A 17,134-nucleotide genomic window follows, 5' to 3' on the forward strand; every position below is an offset into this window, starting at 1 on the left:
AACTAAGCTCTTGTTTCGTTTCCGTTGTAAATACTAAGGTAACTTTCGTACCTGCTGATCTCTATTTCACCGCTTTCGACTGCTTTTATAACTGCGCATCCAGGCTCATTTACATGTCGGCAATTATTGAATTTACATTCATGCATCAAATCTCTCATCTCTCTGAAATAATGACCAAGCTCTTCTGGCCTGATGTCAAATATGCCCAGTTCTCTGATGCCGGGGGTATCGATAAGGTAGCCTCCGAAAGGTAAAGTATGCATTTCAGCAAAAGTGGTTGTATGCTGACCTTTATCACTGGCTTCAGATATTTCGCCGGTTTTGATACTTCTGCCGGGTAGTAAGGCATTAATTAAACTTGATTTTCCTACGCCGGAGTGTCCCGAAAATAAGGTTGTTTTATCTTTAAGCAAGCTTTCTATTTGAGGGATATTGGTGCCTTCTATAGCAGATACGGTATAGCATGGGTAGCCAATGTTTTCGTAAATAGCAGCGTACTCTGCCAAAATAGCTAAGCCATCCTCATTAAAGAGATCCAGTTTATTGAAAATTAATACTGCGGGAATAGAATACGCTTCGGCAGTTGCCAAAAAACGATCAATAAAACCCAAAGAGGTACGGGGAGAGGCAAGTGTAACCACTAGGAAAGCCTGATCCATATTTGCCGCAATAATTTGCGCCTGTTTGGATAAATTGATCGACTTACGGATAATGTAATTTTTTCTGTCGTGCAGTTTATAGATGACCCCGTTATCCGAATTTGGTTCAAGCTCAAAGTCTACCTGATCTCCAACCGCAATGGGATTTGTGGTCTGAATACCTTGAATTCTGAACTTACCTTTAATACGGCAATCGTAATCGGTGCCATTTTCTGCATGTACCTGATACCAGCTTCCTGTTGATTTAATTACTAATCCTTGCATATAAAGGTGTAAAGGTAAGGAATTGTATTTAGTACTTACTATGTACTTCTTTCAATAGATAACCCAAAATATTTTTCTAATCATTTGCTAATTAGAAAAATATAACTTTACTTTACACCATAGCACAGTAAGTGTAAAAAATACAATGTATATGAACTCAACAATTACAACCACTACCACAACCACCGGAATTTCTCGGAGGAAGGTAAGCTAATGGTGTAACTGAAAAAAATAAAAACCACGAAAAGCGCCTTCCTCTAAACCGGGAAGGCGCTTTTTTTATAACCAACAACTATGAATATTTTAAAATTTGGAGGCACATCAGTCGGTTCTGTCGAAAGCATAAGCGCTTTGATAGAGATACTTAAGCCACTACAGGGAGATGAGAACCCTATAGTAGTTTTATCAGCAATGGGCGGTGTTACCAACGCATTACTTGACATGGCGGAAAATGCCCGGAACTTAAGAGACTACGGCGATGCATTGAAACTTGTTGAGGAGAAACACTTTAAGGTAATTAGAACTTTATTACCTGCAGGAGCACAAAATCCGGTGCTTACTAAGCTTAAAATTTATTTCAATGAGCTTGAAGATATTTTACAATCGGTATATAATCTTCGTGAGCTTAGTGCTCAAACCAGAGATTTGATTCTTAGCTACGGAGAGCGCTGTTCTACGGTAATGATTAGTCATATTGCTAAGCGACAATTTCCTGATGCACTTTATGTGGACGGAGCTGAGTTGATCAAAACGGACAGTAATTTTGGCCAGGCTAAGGTAAATACTTACATGACCGAGATGCTCATCAATGATTTTTACGAAGCCAACAACAACAAAATGTTGTTTGTTACAGGTTTCATCTCGAGTAATGATGAGGGACGCGTTACTACGCTTGGTCGTGGTGGTAGCGATTATACAGCCGCAATATGGGGTGCAGCCTTAAATGCGTCTGAAATACAGATATGGACTGATGTTGATGGTATGCTAACTGCTGATCCACGTATCGTTAAAAAAGCTTTTTCATTACCTGAATTAAGCTATACAGAGGCAATGGAGCTATCTTACTTTGGTGCAAAGGTAATTTATCCTCCAACAATGATTCCTGCCTTTTTAAAGAAGATTCCGATTGTAATTAAAAATACATTCAATACTGCTTTTGCAGGAACATATATTAAACACGGTGTAAGCCCTTCGAACCTTCCGATAAAGGGAATCTCATCGATTGACGAGATCAGCGTTTTAAACTTGTCTGGAAGCGGCATGGTGGGCAAAGCAGGCTTTAGTGGTAGGCTGTTCTCTATGCTTTCTCGTGAGCAGGTTAACGTTGTGTTGATTACTCAATCGTCATCTGAGCACAGCATTACTTTTGCGGTGAAACCGGCTGATTCTTTAAAAGCATTGTCGTTAATTAATAAAGAGTTTGAATTGGAGCTTCAGGCCAGAAAACTGGAATATCCTGAGGTAGAAAACGGTTTGTCTGTTGTAGCAATAGTTGGTGAAAACATGAAACGTACACCGGGTATGTCGGGCAAGTTGTTTAGTGCGCTTGGTCGTAACGGTGTAAATGTTAGGGCTATTGCCCAGGGTTCTTCGGAGTACAACATTTCGGTAATTATCTCAAAAACCGATTTGTCTAAAGCCGTAAATGCGATACATGATGCATTTTATGCTGACCTTAAGAAAACGTTGCATATATTTTGTCTTGGAACCGGAAACATAGGGAAAACCTTGTTTAAACAGCTTCAGGATCAGATGCCTTTCCTTGCCGATAATAACGATCTGCAAGTTAAAGTTATGGGAGTAAGTAATACCCGCAAAATGTATCTCGATCCAAGGGGTATCGATCTTAATACCTGGGAAGAGGATTTAAATAGCCAGGAGACCAAAGCAAGTTTGCCTGATTTTATCAGACGAATGAAAGCGATGAATCTTCCAAACTGTGTGTTTGTTGACAATACTGCAAGTCATAATCCGGTTGAGTTTTATCTGGATATATTGCAATCGAGCATTTCTGTGGTTACTTGTAATAAACTGGGCAACTCGGCAGATTACGAACAATATGCAGCCTTTAAAAAAGCAGCAAGAACGTATGGCGTCGACTTTTTCTATGAAACGAATGTAGGTGCAGGTTTGCCAATCATCCGCACACTTAAAGATTTGATGTTAAGTGGTGACAAGGTAGGTAGCATTGAGGCTATTTTATCGGGTACTATTTCTTACATCTTTAATAACTATAAAGATGGTGTTCTGTTTCATGAGGTGGTAAAAGAAGCTCAGGAAAAGGGCTATACTGAGCCTGATCCAAGAGACGATCTCAACGGTAAAGACTTTATGCGTAAAATGCTTATTCTGGCCCGTGATGCCGGATATGCATTGGAAGAAAAAGATATTGAATTGGAAAATATGTTACCTCCCTCGTGTATGGCTGCAGAAAGCGTGGCCGATTTTTATAAAGAATTGAAAAATAACTCAGCATACTTTGAGGGTTTGAAAAATCAGGCGATTAAAGACAATAAAGTACTTAGGTATATTGGTAAGCTTGAAGGTGGAAAGGTATCTATCAACTTACAAATGGTTGATGAGGATCATCCTTTCTATACGCTTTCGGGTAGTGATAACATTATCTCGTTTACAACTAATCGTTATAAAGACAGGCCATTAGTAGTTAAAGGACCTGGCGCAGGTGCAGAAGTAACTGCTGCAGGTGTATTTGCTGACATCATAAACGTAGGTAAACGATGAGAAATTCTATAAAAGTTTTTGCCCCGGCTACTGTTGCAAATGTGGTTTGTGGATATGATGTTTTGGGTTTTGCGGTAAATCAGCCGGGTGATGAGGTGATTATGAGCCTTACTGAAGGTAAGGGTATCAATATTTCGAAAATTACAGGTGATGATGGTAAGTTGCCATTAAATCCTACAAAAAATACAGTAAGTGCCAGTGTACAACATTACTTGAATCACATAGGGAAACCTGATTTAGGTGTTGATATTGAGCTTCATAAAAAGATGCCAATAGGCAGTGGACTTGGGTCAAGTTCGGCTAGTACGGTGGCTGGTTTGTTCGCCATAAATTCGTTGTTGGGTAATTTGTTGACCAATAAAGAACTGGTTCCTTTTGCGATGAAAGGCGAGGAATTGGCTTGTGGTTATGGTCATGCAGATAATGTTGCACCTGCACTTATGGGTGGTTTTGTGTTGATCAGGAGTTATCAGCCTTTAGACATTATTAGTTTGCCTTTTCCTGAGGACATGCACGCGGCAATAGTTTATCCTGAGGTTGATGTGCCGACAAAAGATGCGCGTCAGATGATCCGCTCTAAAGTGTTGTTAAAGGACGCAGTTACCCAATGGGGAAATGTAGCCGGACTGGTTAGTGGTTTGTTTATGAAAGATTATGACTTGATAGGAAGAAGCATGACAGATATACTTGTCGAGCCTACTCGTTCTATCTTAATCCCTGATTTTTATAAGCTTCGTACCATTGCCATGAAAGCCGGAGCTGTAGGGTTTGGTATTTCGGGCTCTGGGCCTTCGGTATTTGCACTTACAAAAGACGCGGATACGGCAAATAAAATCACCGAAAAGTTAAAGCAGCATTTGCAGAGTATTTCTATAAACAGTTTGTCTTTTGTTTCGGAAGTAAATAAAAAGGGGCCAATTATATTGGATTAAGGGAGTATTTAATAATTAGACATGTCGTCATCCTGAAATAAATCCAGGACGAGCAAATTAAACGACGGCCGTCTTAGATGATTCAACTTAAAACATGACCAAACAAAATGAAATTATACAGTACAAATAACCATAGTTTAAGTGTTGACTTTGCAACTGCTGTTTTTAACAGTATGCCCTTGGATAAAGGGTTATATATGCCTGTCAGCATTCCAGAACTGGATAAAGAATTTATTGATAACATTGACCAGTTTTCACTTTCAGAAATTGCTTTTAAAGTAGCTTCGGCTTTACTTAAGGGAGCAATGCCTGAAGAAGATCTTCAAAGCATTATTGAAGATGCCATCAATTTTGAAGCTCCTGTAGTTGCCCTTGATGACAATACCGCAGTCCTTGAGTTGTTTCATGGCCCATCGCTTGCCTTTAAAGACTTTGGCGCCAGATTTATGAGCCGTATTATGGCTTATTTCTTAAAAAACAATGAGAAAACCCTTGATGTGCTTGTCGCCACTTCTGGAGACACTGGTGGAGCCGTAGCTTTAGGCTTTTTAGGCGTTCCCAATACGAGGGTAACCATCCTTTATCCTAAAGGGAAAGTGAGCGAAATACAGGAACTACAACTTTGTACGAATGGACAAAACATTCATGCATTAGAAGTAAATGGAACTTTTGATGATTGCCAGAGTTTGGTAAAACAAGCCTTTGCTGATGATGAACTGAACGCCAAATTAAGATTAACTTCTGCAAACTCCATTAATATATCGAGGTTAATCCCTCAAACATTTTACTACTTTAATGCTTATGCTCAGTTAAAAAGACAGGGCAAAGCTGAAGTAGTGTTTTCTGTACCAAGTGGGAATTTCGGAAATATTGCTGCGGGACTTTTAGCTTATAAAATGGGTTTACCCGTAAAGAAATTTATAGCGGCAACTAATGTGAATGATACTGTTCCGAGGTTTTTAGAAACAGGGGTCTACGAAACTAAACCATCTGTACAAACTTATTCTAATGCGATGGATGTTGGTGCGCCTAGCAATTGGGTAAGGATAATGGATTTGTTTAAAAACGACAAAGAAGCATTGCAACAGGTTGTGCAGAGCTATCGTTTTACTGACGAAGAGACCTTGAAAGGTATTAATGCGATATATGAGCAGTTCAATTATATTGCTTGTCCGCATACTGCAATAGCATGGCTTGCTTTGCAGCAGTATAAATTGGAAAATGCTGATATCAATTATACAGGTGTATTCCTTTCGACAGCACATGCTTGTAAATTCCCCGACGTTTTTCCGGACAGGATCAAAACAAAGATTGAGTTTCCCGATCAGGTGAAAGATCTGTTAGCTAAGCCAAAAAAGGCAGAAAACATGAATACTGATTATGAATCTTTTAAAGCGTATTTGAATAGGTACTAGTTTTCGGATATTTACTAGATAGTGTCTACTTTTTACTAAATCTCATAATAGCGATATCACCCATCATAAAGTTAAGGGTGGTGTCGCTAGTTACTGCATAAGTGCCAACTTTCTTAAGCATTTCCAGGAATGTTGATTCGCCTTCGCCAGGACAAGCCATTTTTGTCATTGCAAACGGGGAGGTGAAATTAATGTTTGTATCATCGGCAACGAGTGCTCCAGAGTAAGAGTTACAACTGGTGTTGCCACTGAATTTTTTCTCTGTTATTTCGAATTTGATAGTGGGCTTTTTACCCGGATATAAGCCGTTAAATGCTATTCTTGGACCAGAAATATAGTTAAGCTCCCATGTTCCACTTAATTGAGATAAGCCACCAGTTCCTATTGTTCCGGATTTCATGGTAGTACAGCCAGCAAGTGCACTTGTAATTACAAGTGTAAGTATCATCAGTTTTTTCATAGCATCAGAATTAATGTTGTCACCTTAAAGGTACAAAGACTAATTTAAAAACAGGAATGTTAAGGTTTAATCGGGGGGGGGAGATGGGGGATCCGGTACTTTGGGAAAGCTCTTTTATTATTCCCCCGTCATCCTGAACTTATTTCAGGATGACGGGGGAATGGTATTGCCTTTTAAACTTAAAATATAGCTTGTGCTATTTTCTTAGTAGGTTCTGGATTGCTCATTGTATAGAAATGCAATACAGGTGCACCAACCTGAATCAGCTCTTTGCATTGCTGTATCATCCATTCTATCCCTACTTCTTTTACTTGCTTTTCGTCTTTACATGCCTGGACCGCTTCAGTTAATTCCTCAGGAAGATCGATATGAAATACCTTTGGTAAACTGATTAATTGCTTAGATGAGGTGATCGGTTTTAAACCCGGAATGATCGGTACATTGATGCCGTTCTCTCTGCATTGCTGCACAAAATTTACGTATTTGCTATTGTCAAAAAACATCTGGGTTACAATAAACTCTGCGCCCATATCTACTTTTTGCTTCAGATATTTAAAGTCAGCTTTCAAATTAGGAGCTTCAAAATGTTTCTCTGGATAACCGGCAACACCTATACAGAAGTCTGTTTTAAATGCAGAATGATCTTCGTGAAGATACTTACCTACGTTCATGTCTGTTACCTGTTGAAGTAAATCTGTGGCAAAGGCATGGCCGCCTGGTGTTGGGATAAAAGAAGAATCCGCATGGCGGGCATCTCCCCTTAATACCAATACATTGTCGATGCCTAGAAATTGAAGATCTATTAATGCATTTTCAGTTTCTTCTTTGGTAAAACCACCACAAATCAGGTGAGGTACTGCATCTACTTTGTATCTATTCATGATAGCAGCACAAATAGCTACTGTACCAGGTCTTTTACGATAAGAAACTTTTTCTAATAGGCCGTTGCTGTGTTGCTTGTAGATGTAGTCTTCTCTGTGATAAGTTACATCGATAAATGGAGGGTTAAACTCCATCAACGGATCTATTGCTTTATAAATTTCTTCTATGCTTTTGCCTTTTACAGGCGGTAATAGTTCAAATGAGAATAACGTTTTACCGTTAGCGTTTTTTATATGATCTATAATTTTCATTGTAATGGTCTCGTATTGTGTTGGTTCGGTTTAAATTAATAGGCTAAATTAGGGCTTAACCATCTCTCTACTTCTTCTACAGGCATGTCTTTTCTCACTGCATAATCATCAATCTGGTCTTTGGTGATTTTACCAAGGCCAAAGTATCTTGATTGTGGGTGAGCAAAGTAAAAGCCGCTTACTGCTGCGGTAGGGTGCATTGCATAGCTTTCGGTTAAACGTAGGCCGATTCTGTTTTCTGCATCAAGCAATTCAAATAAGGTGCCTTTCTCTGTATGCTCTGGACAAGCTGGGTAACCCGGTGCCGGACGAATACCTGCGTATTCTTCTTTAATCAGCGCCTCATTGTCCAGACTTTCATCCTTAGCATAACCCCAGTAATCTTTACGCACAAGCTCATGCATTTTCTCAGCAAAAGCTTCAGCAAGCCTGTCGGCTAATGCTTTTGCCATAATGCTGTTGTAGTCGTCGTAGTTAGCTTCAAACTCAGCTACCATTTCATCACAACCAATTCCTGTAGTAAGGGCGAAACCACCAAAATAATCAGGAACACCGGTTTCCTTTGGAGCAATAAAATCTGATAATGCATAGTAAGGTTGACCGGCAACCTTTTCAGCCTGTTGGCGTAATGTATGAATTACAACCTCTTTACCCTCTACATCAAGCACAATATCATCGCCTTTTGCATGTGCAGGCCAGAAACCTATTACAGCTTTTGCTGTAAGTAGTTTCTCGTCAACAATCTTTTTCAATAATGCTTTTGCATCATTAAAAAGCTTTTTAGCCTCATCACCAACAACTTTATCTTCAAGGATACGAGGATAACTGCCACGTAACTCCCAGGTTTGGAAAAAAGGAGTCCAGTCGATGTAAGACACAAGTTCTTCAAGAGGATAGTTCTCAAATACTCTTGTTCCTGTAAATGACGGGGTAGGAGCAACTAATGCAGTATCTATCTTAAAGTTGTCTTGTCTGGCTTGTTCAATTGTTTTAAAGCGCTTATCTGAGCGTTTGTTTAAATGAGCCTCACGAGCCTTATCATATTCTTCGCGAATACCGTTGATGTAATCTTCGCGGGTATCTTTGTTCATTAAAGTACTGCATACCGTTACACTTCTTGAAGCATCAAGCACATGTATAGCTGGGCCAGAATAGTTAGGCGCAACTTTAACAGCGGCATGGATCCTTGAAGTGGTAGCACCACCAATAATCAAAGGAATGGTGAACCCTTCACGCTCCATTTCTTTGGCAAAGTGTACCATTTCATCAAGAGAAGGGGTGATTAAGCCACTTAATCCAATAATATCAGCGTTTATCTCTTTGGCTTTTTTAATGATCTCCTGTGCAGGAACCATTACGCCCATGTCAACGATTTCGAAGTTATTACAAGCCAAAACTACACCTACAATATTCTTTCCGATATCGTGTACGTCACCTTTTACAGTTGCCATTAATACTCTGCCTGCAGATGAATTCTGATCCTGATCCGGGTTATCAAGCTTTTCCTGCTCAATAAATGGCAATAGGTAAGCAACAGCCTTTTTCATTACGCGGGCAGATTTTACAACCTGAGGTAAGAACATTTTACCAGCTCCAAATAGATCGCCTACAATGTTCATTCCATCCATTAACGGGCCTTCAATTACCTGAATTGGCCTAGGATATTTCTGACGTGCTTCTTCAACATCGGCATCAAGGTACTCTATAATTCCTTTAACTAATGAATGAGACAGCCTTTCTTCGACAGTGGTTTTGCGCCATTCTTCGTCCCTAATGATCTCTTTCCCTTTAGATTTGATGGTGTCTGCAAACTCTACCAATCGCTCGGTAGCGTCATCCCTGCGGTTTAACAATACATCCTCTACAAGAACCAATAGTTCTGGTGGGATTTCCTGATAAACCTCAAGCATACCTGCATTTACAATTCCCATATCTAAACCAGCTTTGATGGCATGGTATAAGAATGCAGAGTGCATAGCCTCTCTAACGGTATTATTTCCTCTAAAGGAGAAGGAAATGTTTGAAACACCACCGCTTACTTTTGCATGAGGAAGGTTTTCTTTAATCCAGCGGGTAGCGTTTATGAAATCTACCGCATAGTTGTTATGCTCTTCTAATCCGGTTGCAACGGTAAGGATGTTTGGATCGAAGATGATGTCTTGGGCTGGAAAGCCAATTTCATCAACTAAAATATCGTATGATCTTTTGCAGATCTCTTTTCTTCTTTCAAAATTGTCGGCCTGTCCTTGCTCATCAAAAGCCATTACCACTACGGCAGCGCCGTAAGTCATGATTTTGCGTGCACTTTCGCGGAATTTGTCTTCTCCTTCTTTAAGTGAGATGGAGTTTACAATCCCTTTTCCTTGCAAACATTTTAATCCGGCTTCTATAACCGTCCATTTGGACGAATCGACCATGATTGGTAATTTGGAAATGTCGGGCTCAGAAGCAATCAGGTTAAGGAATTTGGTCATTGAGGCTTCTGAATCAATCATGCCCTCATCCATATTCACGTCGATAACCTGTGCACCACCTTCAACCTGTTGACGGGCAACGGCAAGAGCAGCTTCAAAATCTCCTCCTAAAATTAACTTTGAGAATTTTGGAGAACCTGTAATGTTTGTACGCTCACCTATGTTTACAAAAATACTCTCTGGAGTTATGGTAACTGGTTCCAGACCACTTAAACGCAGGTGTGGTTCTATTTGAGGTATTTTACGAGGTGCTACATTTTTTGCTTTTGCAGCTATACAGCCGATGTGATCAGGAGTAGTTCCACAGCAACCGCCAACTATGTTTACAAAGCCATGCTGAATGAAATCTTCTACTAAATGAGCTGTTTCATGAGGCATTTCATCATAAGCGCCAAATTCATTCGGTAAACCGGCGTTAGGATAGGCAGAAACATAGCATCCTGCTTTAGCAGAAAGTTCTTCTATGTGCGGTCTCATATCTTTTGCACCTAAGGCACAATTGAAACCTATACTTAATGGATTGGCGTGGATTACAGAGTTTAAGAAAGCTTCGGCAGTTTGACCTGATAAAGTTCTTCCAGAAGCATCTGTAATGGTTCCAGAGATCATAATCTCTATTTTACGACCAATTACATCCTCATATTTTTTAATGGCAAATATGGCAGCCTTTGCGTTTAGGGTGTCAAAAATGGTTTCGATTAACAGCAGGTCTGAACCGCCATCAACTAATCCGCGTATTTGTTCGTAATAAGCATCAACTAATTCATCGAAAGTAAGTGCCCTATATCCAGGGTCGTTTACATCTGGGGAAATTGATAATGTTCTGTTGGTAGGGCCAACTGCACCTGCAACAAAGCATTTTCTGTCGGGGTTAGCCGCCATGAATTCATTAACAGCCTCTTTGGCTATTTTAGCGCCTTCAAAGCTCATCTCATAATCAAGCTCTTCCATCTGGTAATCGGCCAGTGAAATACGTTGGGTACTAAAGGTATTGGTCTCAATGATATCTGTGCCGGCCTTTAAATATTCGGTGTGAATGGCCTTAATGATATCCGGACGGGTAATGTTTAGTAAATCGTTATTACCTTTTACATCACACGGATGATCTTTGAATCGTTCGCCCCTGAAATCTTCTTCAGAAAGGACGTAACGTTGTATCATAGTGCCCATCGCACCATCAATGATCAAGATACGTTTTTCTAACTCTGCTCTAATGTCCATTTTTAATAGTAATATGAGTAGGTAATAAGCTAAAGTTGATAGAGGCTACGCCTAAACAAGTGCCGAACTCATTACATACAAAGCTTATTCGAAAAGTCCGGTTTAGGTGTCGACTTTAACTTATCTTTCGGGAATCAATGGTTTGGTTCCAGTAGAATGTAGCACCTTGTAAGCACAGGTTGCTAAGACATCGCAGGGTCTAATCCCTCCGTCTTTCTCTATAAGCATTACAAAGGTGCAACAAAGAAAAATGATTTCCAAAAATTCGGGAGGTAAAGCATATAAAATTTCACGGAAGATGCAATTATTCAGTGTCTTCGGAATATTGTTTTGGGGATAAAACAAAAAAGGGCGTGTAGTAAAGGTTGTTCGTCATTCAGTGGGGCATCATTCAGTGGGTCGTTATCCTGAGTTCATCTCAGGCCCCCTCAAGAGAAGGAAAGCCTTGTTAGTGCGAGGTCCTGAGATGAACTCAGGATGACGAACGATTAAATAAAGGCGGAATAAAAAAAGAGGCTAATGATGATTAGCCTCTTTTAATTATTGTTTAAGAAACAGGTTGTTATTTTCTGCTTCCGAAAATTCTTAATAAATATAAGAAGATGTTTATAAAGTCTAGGTATAGAGATAATGCTCCCATTATTGCTAATTTCTTAGCGTCGGTTGCAACCATTTGATCTCCATTTTCTTCAATACCAGCACCAATGCGTTTCAATTTCTGAACATCATATGCTGTTAAGGCAGTAAAAATTGCAACACCGAAGAAGCTCATGATGTAACTAAAGCGATCACTTCCAATGAACATGTTGATAATACCTGCAATAAACAAACCTGCAACACCTACCATTAAAATAGGGCCGAATTTACTTAAATCTACATCTGTGGTGTAGCCTAAAACAGCCATTATTCCAAATATACCGGCCGCTGCAGCGAAACATGCTACAATTGAACCAGCAGTATAAATTAGTAATATAAAGCTTAAGCTTACTCCAAGTAACACTGAGAATAAAACGAATACACCTAATAAAGCACCATAAGAAAGACGGTTAAAACCTGCTCCCATTATCAGGACCAAACCAAGAGGTGCAAACATCGCAATGTAGCCTAATATGGTTCTTTGGCCTGTTTCAAAATTGATTAATTGACTTAAGGCTGCAGGAGAGGTTGAAATAAGTAGTGCGGCTAGTGTTGATAAACCAAGCGCTACAAACATCCATAAGAATACATTTGCAAAGAATTTCTTTGCAACCATTCCTGTCTCTTGTTGCACGAAAACAGATTTCTGTGCCCAATCATAATTATTATTGTTATCCATGTGTTTTAAATTTATTTAAAGATACTAATTGTTTCATTCTAACAAAAGCTATGCCCCGAGCCTTTTTGTCAGGATTTCTTCAACTTTTTTGAAGAATTGCAATGGTTTGAGTGTTCTCCATGCCATATCGTCTAGTTCACCACCGAAGTTAATGTAGTAATCGATATTACCGCTGCGGAATTCATTGATCACGTGCTCCTGGAAATTGATGCCTGTAATCCAGCCATCTTCAATATCCTGAAACCATTCTTCGTAATAACTGTCCTCAGAAGAATGAAAGTTCAATACGTTCTCGCCAACTAATATGAATTTGTTGATACCCTCATCAATCATTAGTTCTATTATTTCGCGTTTTAATAGCATAATGTCGTTTCCAATTGCATCATTCCATTCTCCAATAAGTTCTATAATTACATAATTTCTGTCGTAATCAGCATAAAGTACCTTGAGGTACATAGTGCTTGATCCGAAATCATCCCATTGCGGGTGTATCAGGAAATTATATAACTGCTTGTCGAAGTAAAACTCCGAGTATTCAGTATTATAGAATGGAGAACGCTCATCTTCGGCCGCGATGTAATCATCTCTCCAAAGATAATAAGGCTCTATTTCGTGCATGGTTGGTTATTTATTAAAGGATTCTACAGCTTTGCGGACACTGCCATTACGGATAAGTAGCTCTTCGGCTTGGCTATAATCTATTTTCAATTCGTCCATTACCATTAGTACTCCTCTGTCTACCAGTTTATGATTGGTTAACTGCATGTCGACCATTTTATTGCCTTTAACTCGGCCTAATTTTATCATTACAGTAGTGCTAAGCATATTTAGCACTAGTTTTTGTGCTGTTCCTGATTTCATTCTGGTAGATCCTGTTAAGAATTCAGGGCCTACAACAACTTCAACAGGAAAATCACTTTCTTTAGCTATTGGGCTACCTTCATTACATACAATGCAACCGGTTAAAATTCCGTTTTTATGGGCAGTGCTTAACCCGCCAATTACATATGGGGTAGTTCCTGAAGCTGCAAGACCAATTAAACAGTCGTTAGCGCCAATGTTAAATTCCTGCAGATCAATCCATGCTTGCTTATCATCGTCTTCTGCATTTTCAACTGCTCTTCTTATCGCATTATCTCCGCCGGCGATAATGCCGACAACCCAATCAAATGGAACACCGAAGGTAGGAGGGCATTCAGAAGCATCAACAACGCCAAGTCGACCGCTAGTGCCGGCGCCGATATAAAATAATCTTCCACCATTCCTCATTCGCTCAGCAACTGCAGTAGCAAGTTTTTCTATTTGTGGGATTACTTTTTCAACAGTCTCTGGAACTGTTTTATCTTCATTATTTATACCCTTCAGAATTTCAAGTACAGACATTTTATCAATATCATTGTAGGCTGATTCTTGCTCGGTTACTCTTATCATTGTTCTATTTTTTGTTAAAATTGGCGATTTTCTTGTTAAACTAGAAATAATAGGGGAAATCAATTGTAAATAGCGAAAATCGCACATATTTACTGATAAACTCTCCCGAATTTTGCTATATATCCCCGTGTAATTTTATACCTTTACAGTGCCTTTACTAATGAAAAAGAATACCCAATATAATCTCCTAATTGCATTAACTTATTCTGTAACTTTAATAGGTGGTATGTTTTTGGGCTATAAGTTCTTGAAAGACCAGGGCTATAGCTTTCAGAAAACTACTTATGTGGCAGATAATAATGCACAGAAAGTAGATGAGATTCTTCACATCATTAATAGGAATTATGTTGATGAGGTTAACCCAGATAGCTTAAATAATCTTCCTATTGATAGTTTATTGCATAAGCTAGATCCTCACAGTGTATATCTTCCTCCTGCTAAGGCAAGTGAATTTGCTGAAACACTAAGCGGAAATTTTGAAGGCATCGGTATCGAATATTATATTTTGAATGATTCTTTGTTGGTTACTAATGTAATTAAAGATGGACCTGCATTTTTAGCGGGAATAAGACAAGGTGATAGAATTCTTAAAGTGGATACAATTTTTGTTAGTGGTAAAGCTTTGCCCAGAGATCAGATGATTGGTAAGATCAAAGGACGAAAGGGGACTGCCGTGAAACTAACTATTGTGCATCCGGGTAATGCGCAGGCCGCTGTTTTTACCGTAAAACGTGATAGGGTGAGGGTGAGTAGTATCGATGCTTCGTATATGCTGAATAATGATGTTGGCTATTTGAGAATCAGTAAGTTTGGTTCGGATACGGATAGTGACTTTGTGGAATCAATAAGGGGGCTTAAAGCGGTAGGGATGAAAAAACTAGTGCTTGACCTTCGTGATAATGGCGGTGGGTATTTAACTGCAGCCACAGGTTTGGCTAATCAAATCCTTGAAGAAAATAAACTGATAGTTTATACAGAAGGCAAGCATGAACCGCGTACGGATTATGTGGCAACAGGTGGTGGAGAGTTTGAGGACGGTAAGCTTGTAGTTCTTATCAATGAGAATACAGCCTCAGCCAGCGAAATCCTTGCCGGTGCGGTACAGGATCTTAATAGGGGGCTTATAATTGGTCGCCGCTCTTTTGGTAAAGGGTTGGTTCAGGAACAGTTTCCTTTTGTTGATGGGTCAGCATTAAACCTAACAATTGCTCGTTATTATACTCCATCAGGAAGAAGTATACAAAAATCATATAAAGACGGGTATAAAGCTTATCAGGATGAGATAGAAAATCGTTTCAATGATGGAGAGCTTACTTCAAAAAGATTGGTTAAAAAAGACAGTGTGAAAGGCAGGGCCTATGTTGGCGGAGGTATTCAGCCTGATATTTATGTGAAAATGGATACTGTTGGTTATAATAAATGTTATAGCATTCTGGCCTCAAAAAGAGTATTGCTTGATTTTGTTTACGATATTTTGGCTAGTAGATATTCCGCTTCATTTATTGAACAGAATTTGGCAACCTTTAATGTAAGTGAAGTAGATTACCGCGATCTGGTAAAATATATCCAGAACCGTAATATAATTGTTGACCAGAGACAGCTTGCTTCGGCAAAGCCGCTTATCTTGAATGATATGAAGGTGCTTTTATGTAAGTATCACTTAGGTGATGCGGGTTATTATAAAGCGCTTAACCTAAGTGATGCTATGGTAAAACAGGCATTAACAAGCTTGCAATAAGCTTATTTCTGTCTGAAATAAATCTGGATTGGTACCCCGCTAAAATCAAAATGTTCACGAAGCTTATTCTCAATAAACCTTTTGTAAGGTTCTTTGATGTATTGAGGTAAGTTACAGAAGAAAGCAAACATTGGAGATGTTCCGTTGATCTGTGTGATGTATTTTATTTTGATGTATTTACCTTTTAATGCTGGTGGCGGATAGTTTTCAATGATCGGCAACATTACATCATTTAATTTAGAGGTAGGTATTTTCTTGCCTCTGTTTTTATGTACTTCTAAAGCGGTTTCGATAGCTTGGAAAATACGTTGTTTAGTTACTACTGAGGTGAAAACAATTGGCACATCCGTAAATGGTTGCAATTTCTGACGAATCTGATCTTCAAATGCTTTTACAGTTTTGCTATCTTTCTCAATTAAGTCCCACTTGTTTACAAGAATTACGATACCTTTCTTGTTTTTCTCTGCAAGGTGGAAAATGTTTACGTCCTGAGATTCTAAACCTTCAGTTGCATCTACCATCAAGATAACTACATCGGCTTCTTCTAATGCTTTAATTGTACGCATTACAGAATAAAACTCAATGTTCTCTTTTACTTTGGTTTTTTTACGTAAACCGGCAGTATCAATAAACATGAATTCATGCCCGAATTGGTTGTAATGAATATGTATTGAGTCTCTGGTTGTACCAGCAATTGGGGTAACAATGTTTCTGTCTTTACCGATCAATGCGTTGATTAATGATGATTTACCAACGTTTGGTCTACCTACTATAGTGATTTTAGGAAGCGTGTTTTCTTCTTCAGGAAGATCCTCGAAGTTTTTTACAACATCATCAAGAAGATCACCTGTTCCTGATCCAGTCATAGACGAGATAGGGTAGATTTCTCCAAGACCGAATCCGTAAAATACAGAAGCTTCGTTTTGTAACTGGGTATTGTCAACCTTATTTACTACTGTAAATACTGGCTTTTTACTTCTTCTAAGTAATTGTGCTATTTCGTCGTCTAGATCTGTAATGCCTGTTGTAACATCAACCATAAATAGTAATACACTTGCTTCTTCGATAGCAATAATTACTTGTTCACGGATTGCTGTTTCAAAAACATCTTCAGAGTTTGCTACGTAACCCCCTGTGTCAATTACAGTGAATTGTCTGTCTGTCCATTCAGCCGAGCCGTAGTGACGATCACGGGTTACGCCGCTAAAATCATCAACAATAGCTTTACGACTTTCTGTTAAGCGGTTAAAAAGGGTAGATTTGCCTACGTTTGGTCTTCCGACGATTGCGATAATATTGCTCATATTGTGTTGTGAATTGTATTAATTATTAAGGGGTTGCAAAGGTAAG

At 39.1% G+C, this 17,134-nt stretch carries 12 protein-coding genes and 1 riboswitch; of the genes, 4 read left to right on the forward strand and 8 right to left on the reverse strand.

All coding sequences use genetic code 11. The features are described 5' to 3' along the window. Window positions 1-2: 2 nt before the first annotated feature. The gene (rsgA, locus tag HQN83_RS11145) at window positions 3-923 is read right to left on the reverse strand and encodes a ribosome small subunit-dependent GTPase A (protein WP_173090415.1); all 921 of its coding nucleotides are present in this window, start codon (window positions 921-923) and stop codon (window positions 3-5) included. Window positions 924-1,217: 294 nt separating this feature from the next. On the opposite strand from rsgA, the gene thrA reads away from it, so the two are divergent. The 3 genes from thrA (at window position 1,218) to thrC (ending at window position 6,012) form a co-directional block, all read left to right on the forward strand. Then, window positions 1,218-3,665 carry a bifunctional aspartate kinase/homoserine dehydrogenase I gene (thrA, locus tag HQN83_RS11150; protein WP_173090416.1) on the forward strand — a complete coding sequence of 816 codons (2,448 nt, stop codon included), beginning with the start codon at window positions 1,218-1,220 and terminating at the stop codon, window positions 3,663-3,665. Then, entirely contained in the window at window positions 3,662-4,597 is a 936-nt protein-coding gene (locus HQN83_RS11155; RefSeq protein ID WP_173090417.1) for a homoserine kinase, read from the forward strand. Before thrA ends, HQN83_RS11155 begins: the two co-directional genes overlap by 4 nt. A gap of 107 nt (window positions 4,598-4,704) precedes the next feature. Then, on the forward strand, window positions 4,705-6,012 hold the full coding sequence (gene thrC, locus HQN83_RS11160) for a threonine synthase (protein ID WP_173090418.1): 1,308 nt from the start codon (window positions 4,705-4,707) through the stop codon (window positions 6,010-6,012). A 25-nt stretch (window positions 6,013-6,037) separates the two neighbouring features. On the opposite strand, the gene HQN83_RS11165 is transcribed toward thrC, so the two are convergent. The 6 genes from HQN83_RS11165 to murQ all read right to left on the reverse strand — a co-directional run bounded on the left by HQN83_RS11165 (window position 6,038) and on the right by murQ (window position 14,046). Continuing rightward, window positions 6,038-6,472, reverse strand: a complete 435-nt coding sequence (locus HQN83_RS11165) for an META domain-containing protein (protein ID WP_173090419.1) — start codon at window positions 6,470-6,472, stop codon at window positions 6,038-6,040. Between the two features lie 179 nt (window positions 6,473-6,651). Beyond that, window positions 6,652-7,605: a methylenetetrahydrofolate reductase [NAD(P)H] gene (metF, locus tag HQN83_RS11170; protein WP_173090420.1), complete on the reverse strand. Its 954-nt coding sequence runs from the start codon at window positions 7,603-7,605 to the stop codon at window positions 6,652-6,654. 35 nt (window positions 7,606-7,640) lie between these two features. Then, complete coding sequence (gene metH, locus HQN83_RS11175; protein ID WP_173090421.1) at window positions 7,641-11,300, reverse strand: methionine synthase; 3,660 nt, start codon at window positions 11,298-11,300, stop codon at window positions 7,641-7,643. Between the two features lie 117 nt (window positions 11,301-11,417). Beyond that, window positions 11,418-11,527: riboswitch (SAM riboswitch) on the reverse strand. 335 nt (window positions 11,528-11,862) lie between these two features. Continuing rightward, on the reverse strand, window positions 11,863-12,615 hold the full coding sequence (locus tag HQN83_RS11180) for a Bax inhibitor-1/YccA family protein (RefSeq protein WP_173090422.1): 753 nt from the start codon (window positions 12,613-12,615) through the stop codon (window positions 11,863-11,865). A gap of 48 nt (window positions 12,616-12,663) precedes the next feature. Next, window positions 12,664-13,233 (reverse strand): hypothetical protein, encoded by a 570-nt coding sequence (locus HQN83_RS11185; RefSeq protein ID WP_173090423.1) that lies wholly within the window; start codon window positions 13,231-13,233, stop codon window positions 12,664-12,666. Between the two features lie 6 nt (window positions 13,234-13,239). Then, the gene (gene murQ / locus HQN83_RS11190) at window positions 13,240-14,046 is read right to left on the reverse strand and encodes an N-acetylmuramic acid 6-phosphate etherase (RefSeq protein WP_173090424.1); all 807 of its coding nucleotides are present in this window, start codon (window positions 14,044-14,046) and stop codon (window positions 13,240-13,242) included. A gap of 160 nt (window positions 14,047-14,206) precedes the next feature. On the opposite strand from murQ, the gene HQN83_RS11195 reads away from it, so the two are divergent. After that, window positions 14,207-15,784, forward strand: coding sequence for a S41 family peptidase (locus HQN83_RS11195; protein ID WP_173090425.1), 1,578 nt, complete (start codon window positions 14,207-14,209; stop codon window positions 15,782-15,784). A 2-nt stretch (window positions 15,785-15,786) separates the two neighbouring features. Here the strand turns inward: HQN83_RS11195 and der are convergent, their stop codons facing one another. After that, window positions 15,787-17,088, reverse strand: a complete 1,302-nt coding sequence (gene der, locus HQN83_RS11200) for a ribosome biogenesis GTPase Der (RefSeq protein WP_173090426.1) — start codon at window positions 17,086-17,088, stop codon at window positions 15,787-15,789. Between the last annotated feature and the right edge of the window lie 46 nt (window positions 17,089-17,134).

Source organism: Pedobacter foliorum (assembly GCF_013266735.1).
Classification (GTDB): Bacteria; Bacteroidota; Bacteroidia; order Sphingobacteriales; family Sphingobacteriaceae; genus Pedobacter; species Pedobacter foliorum.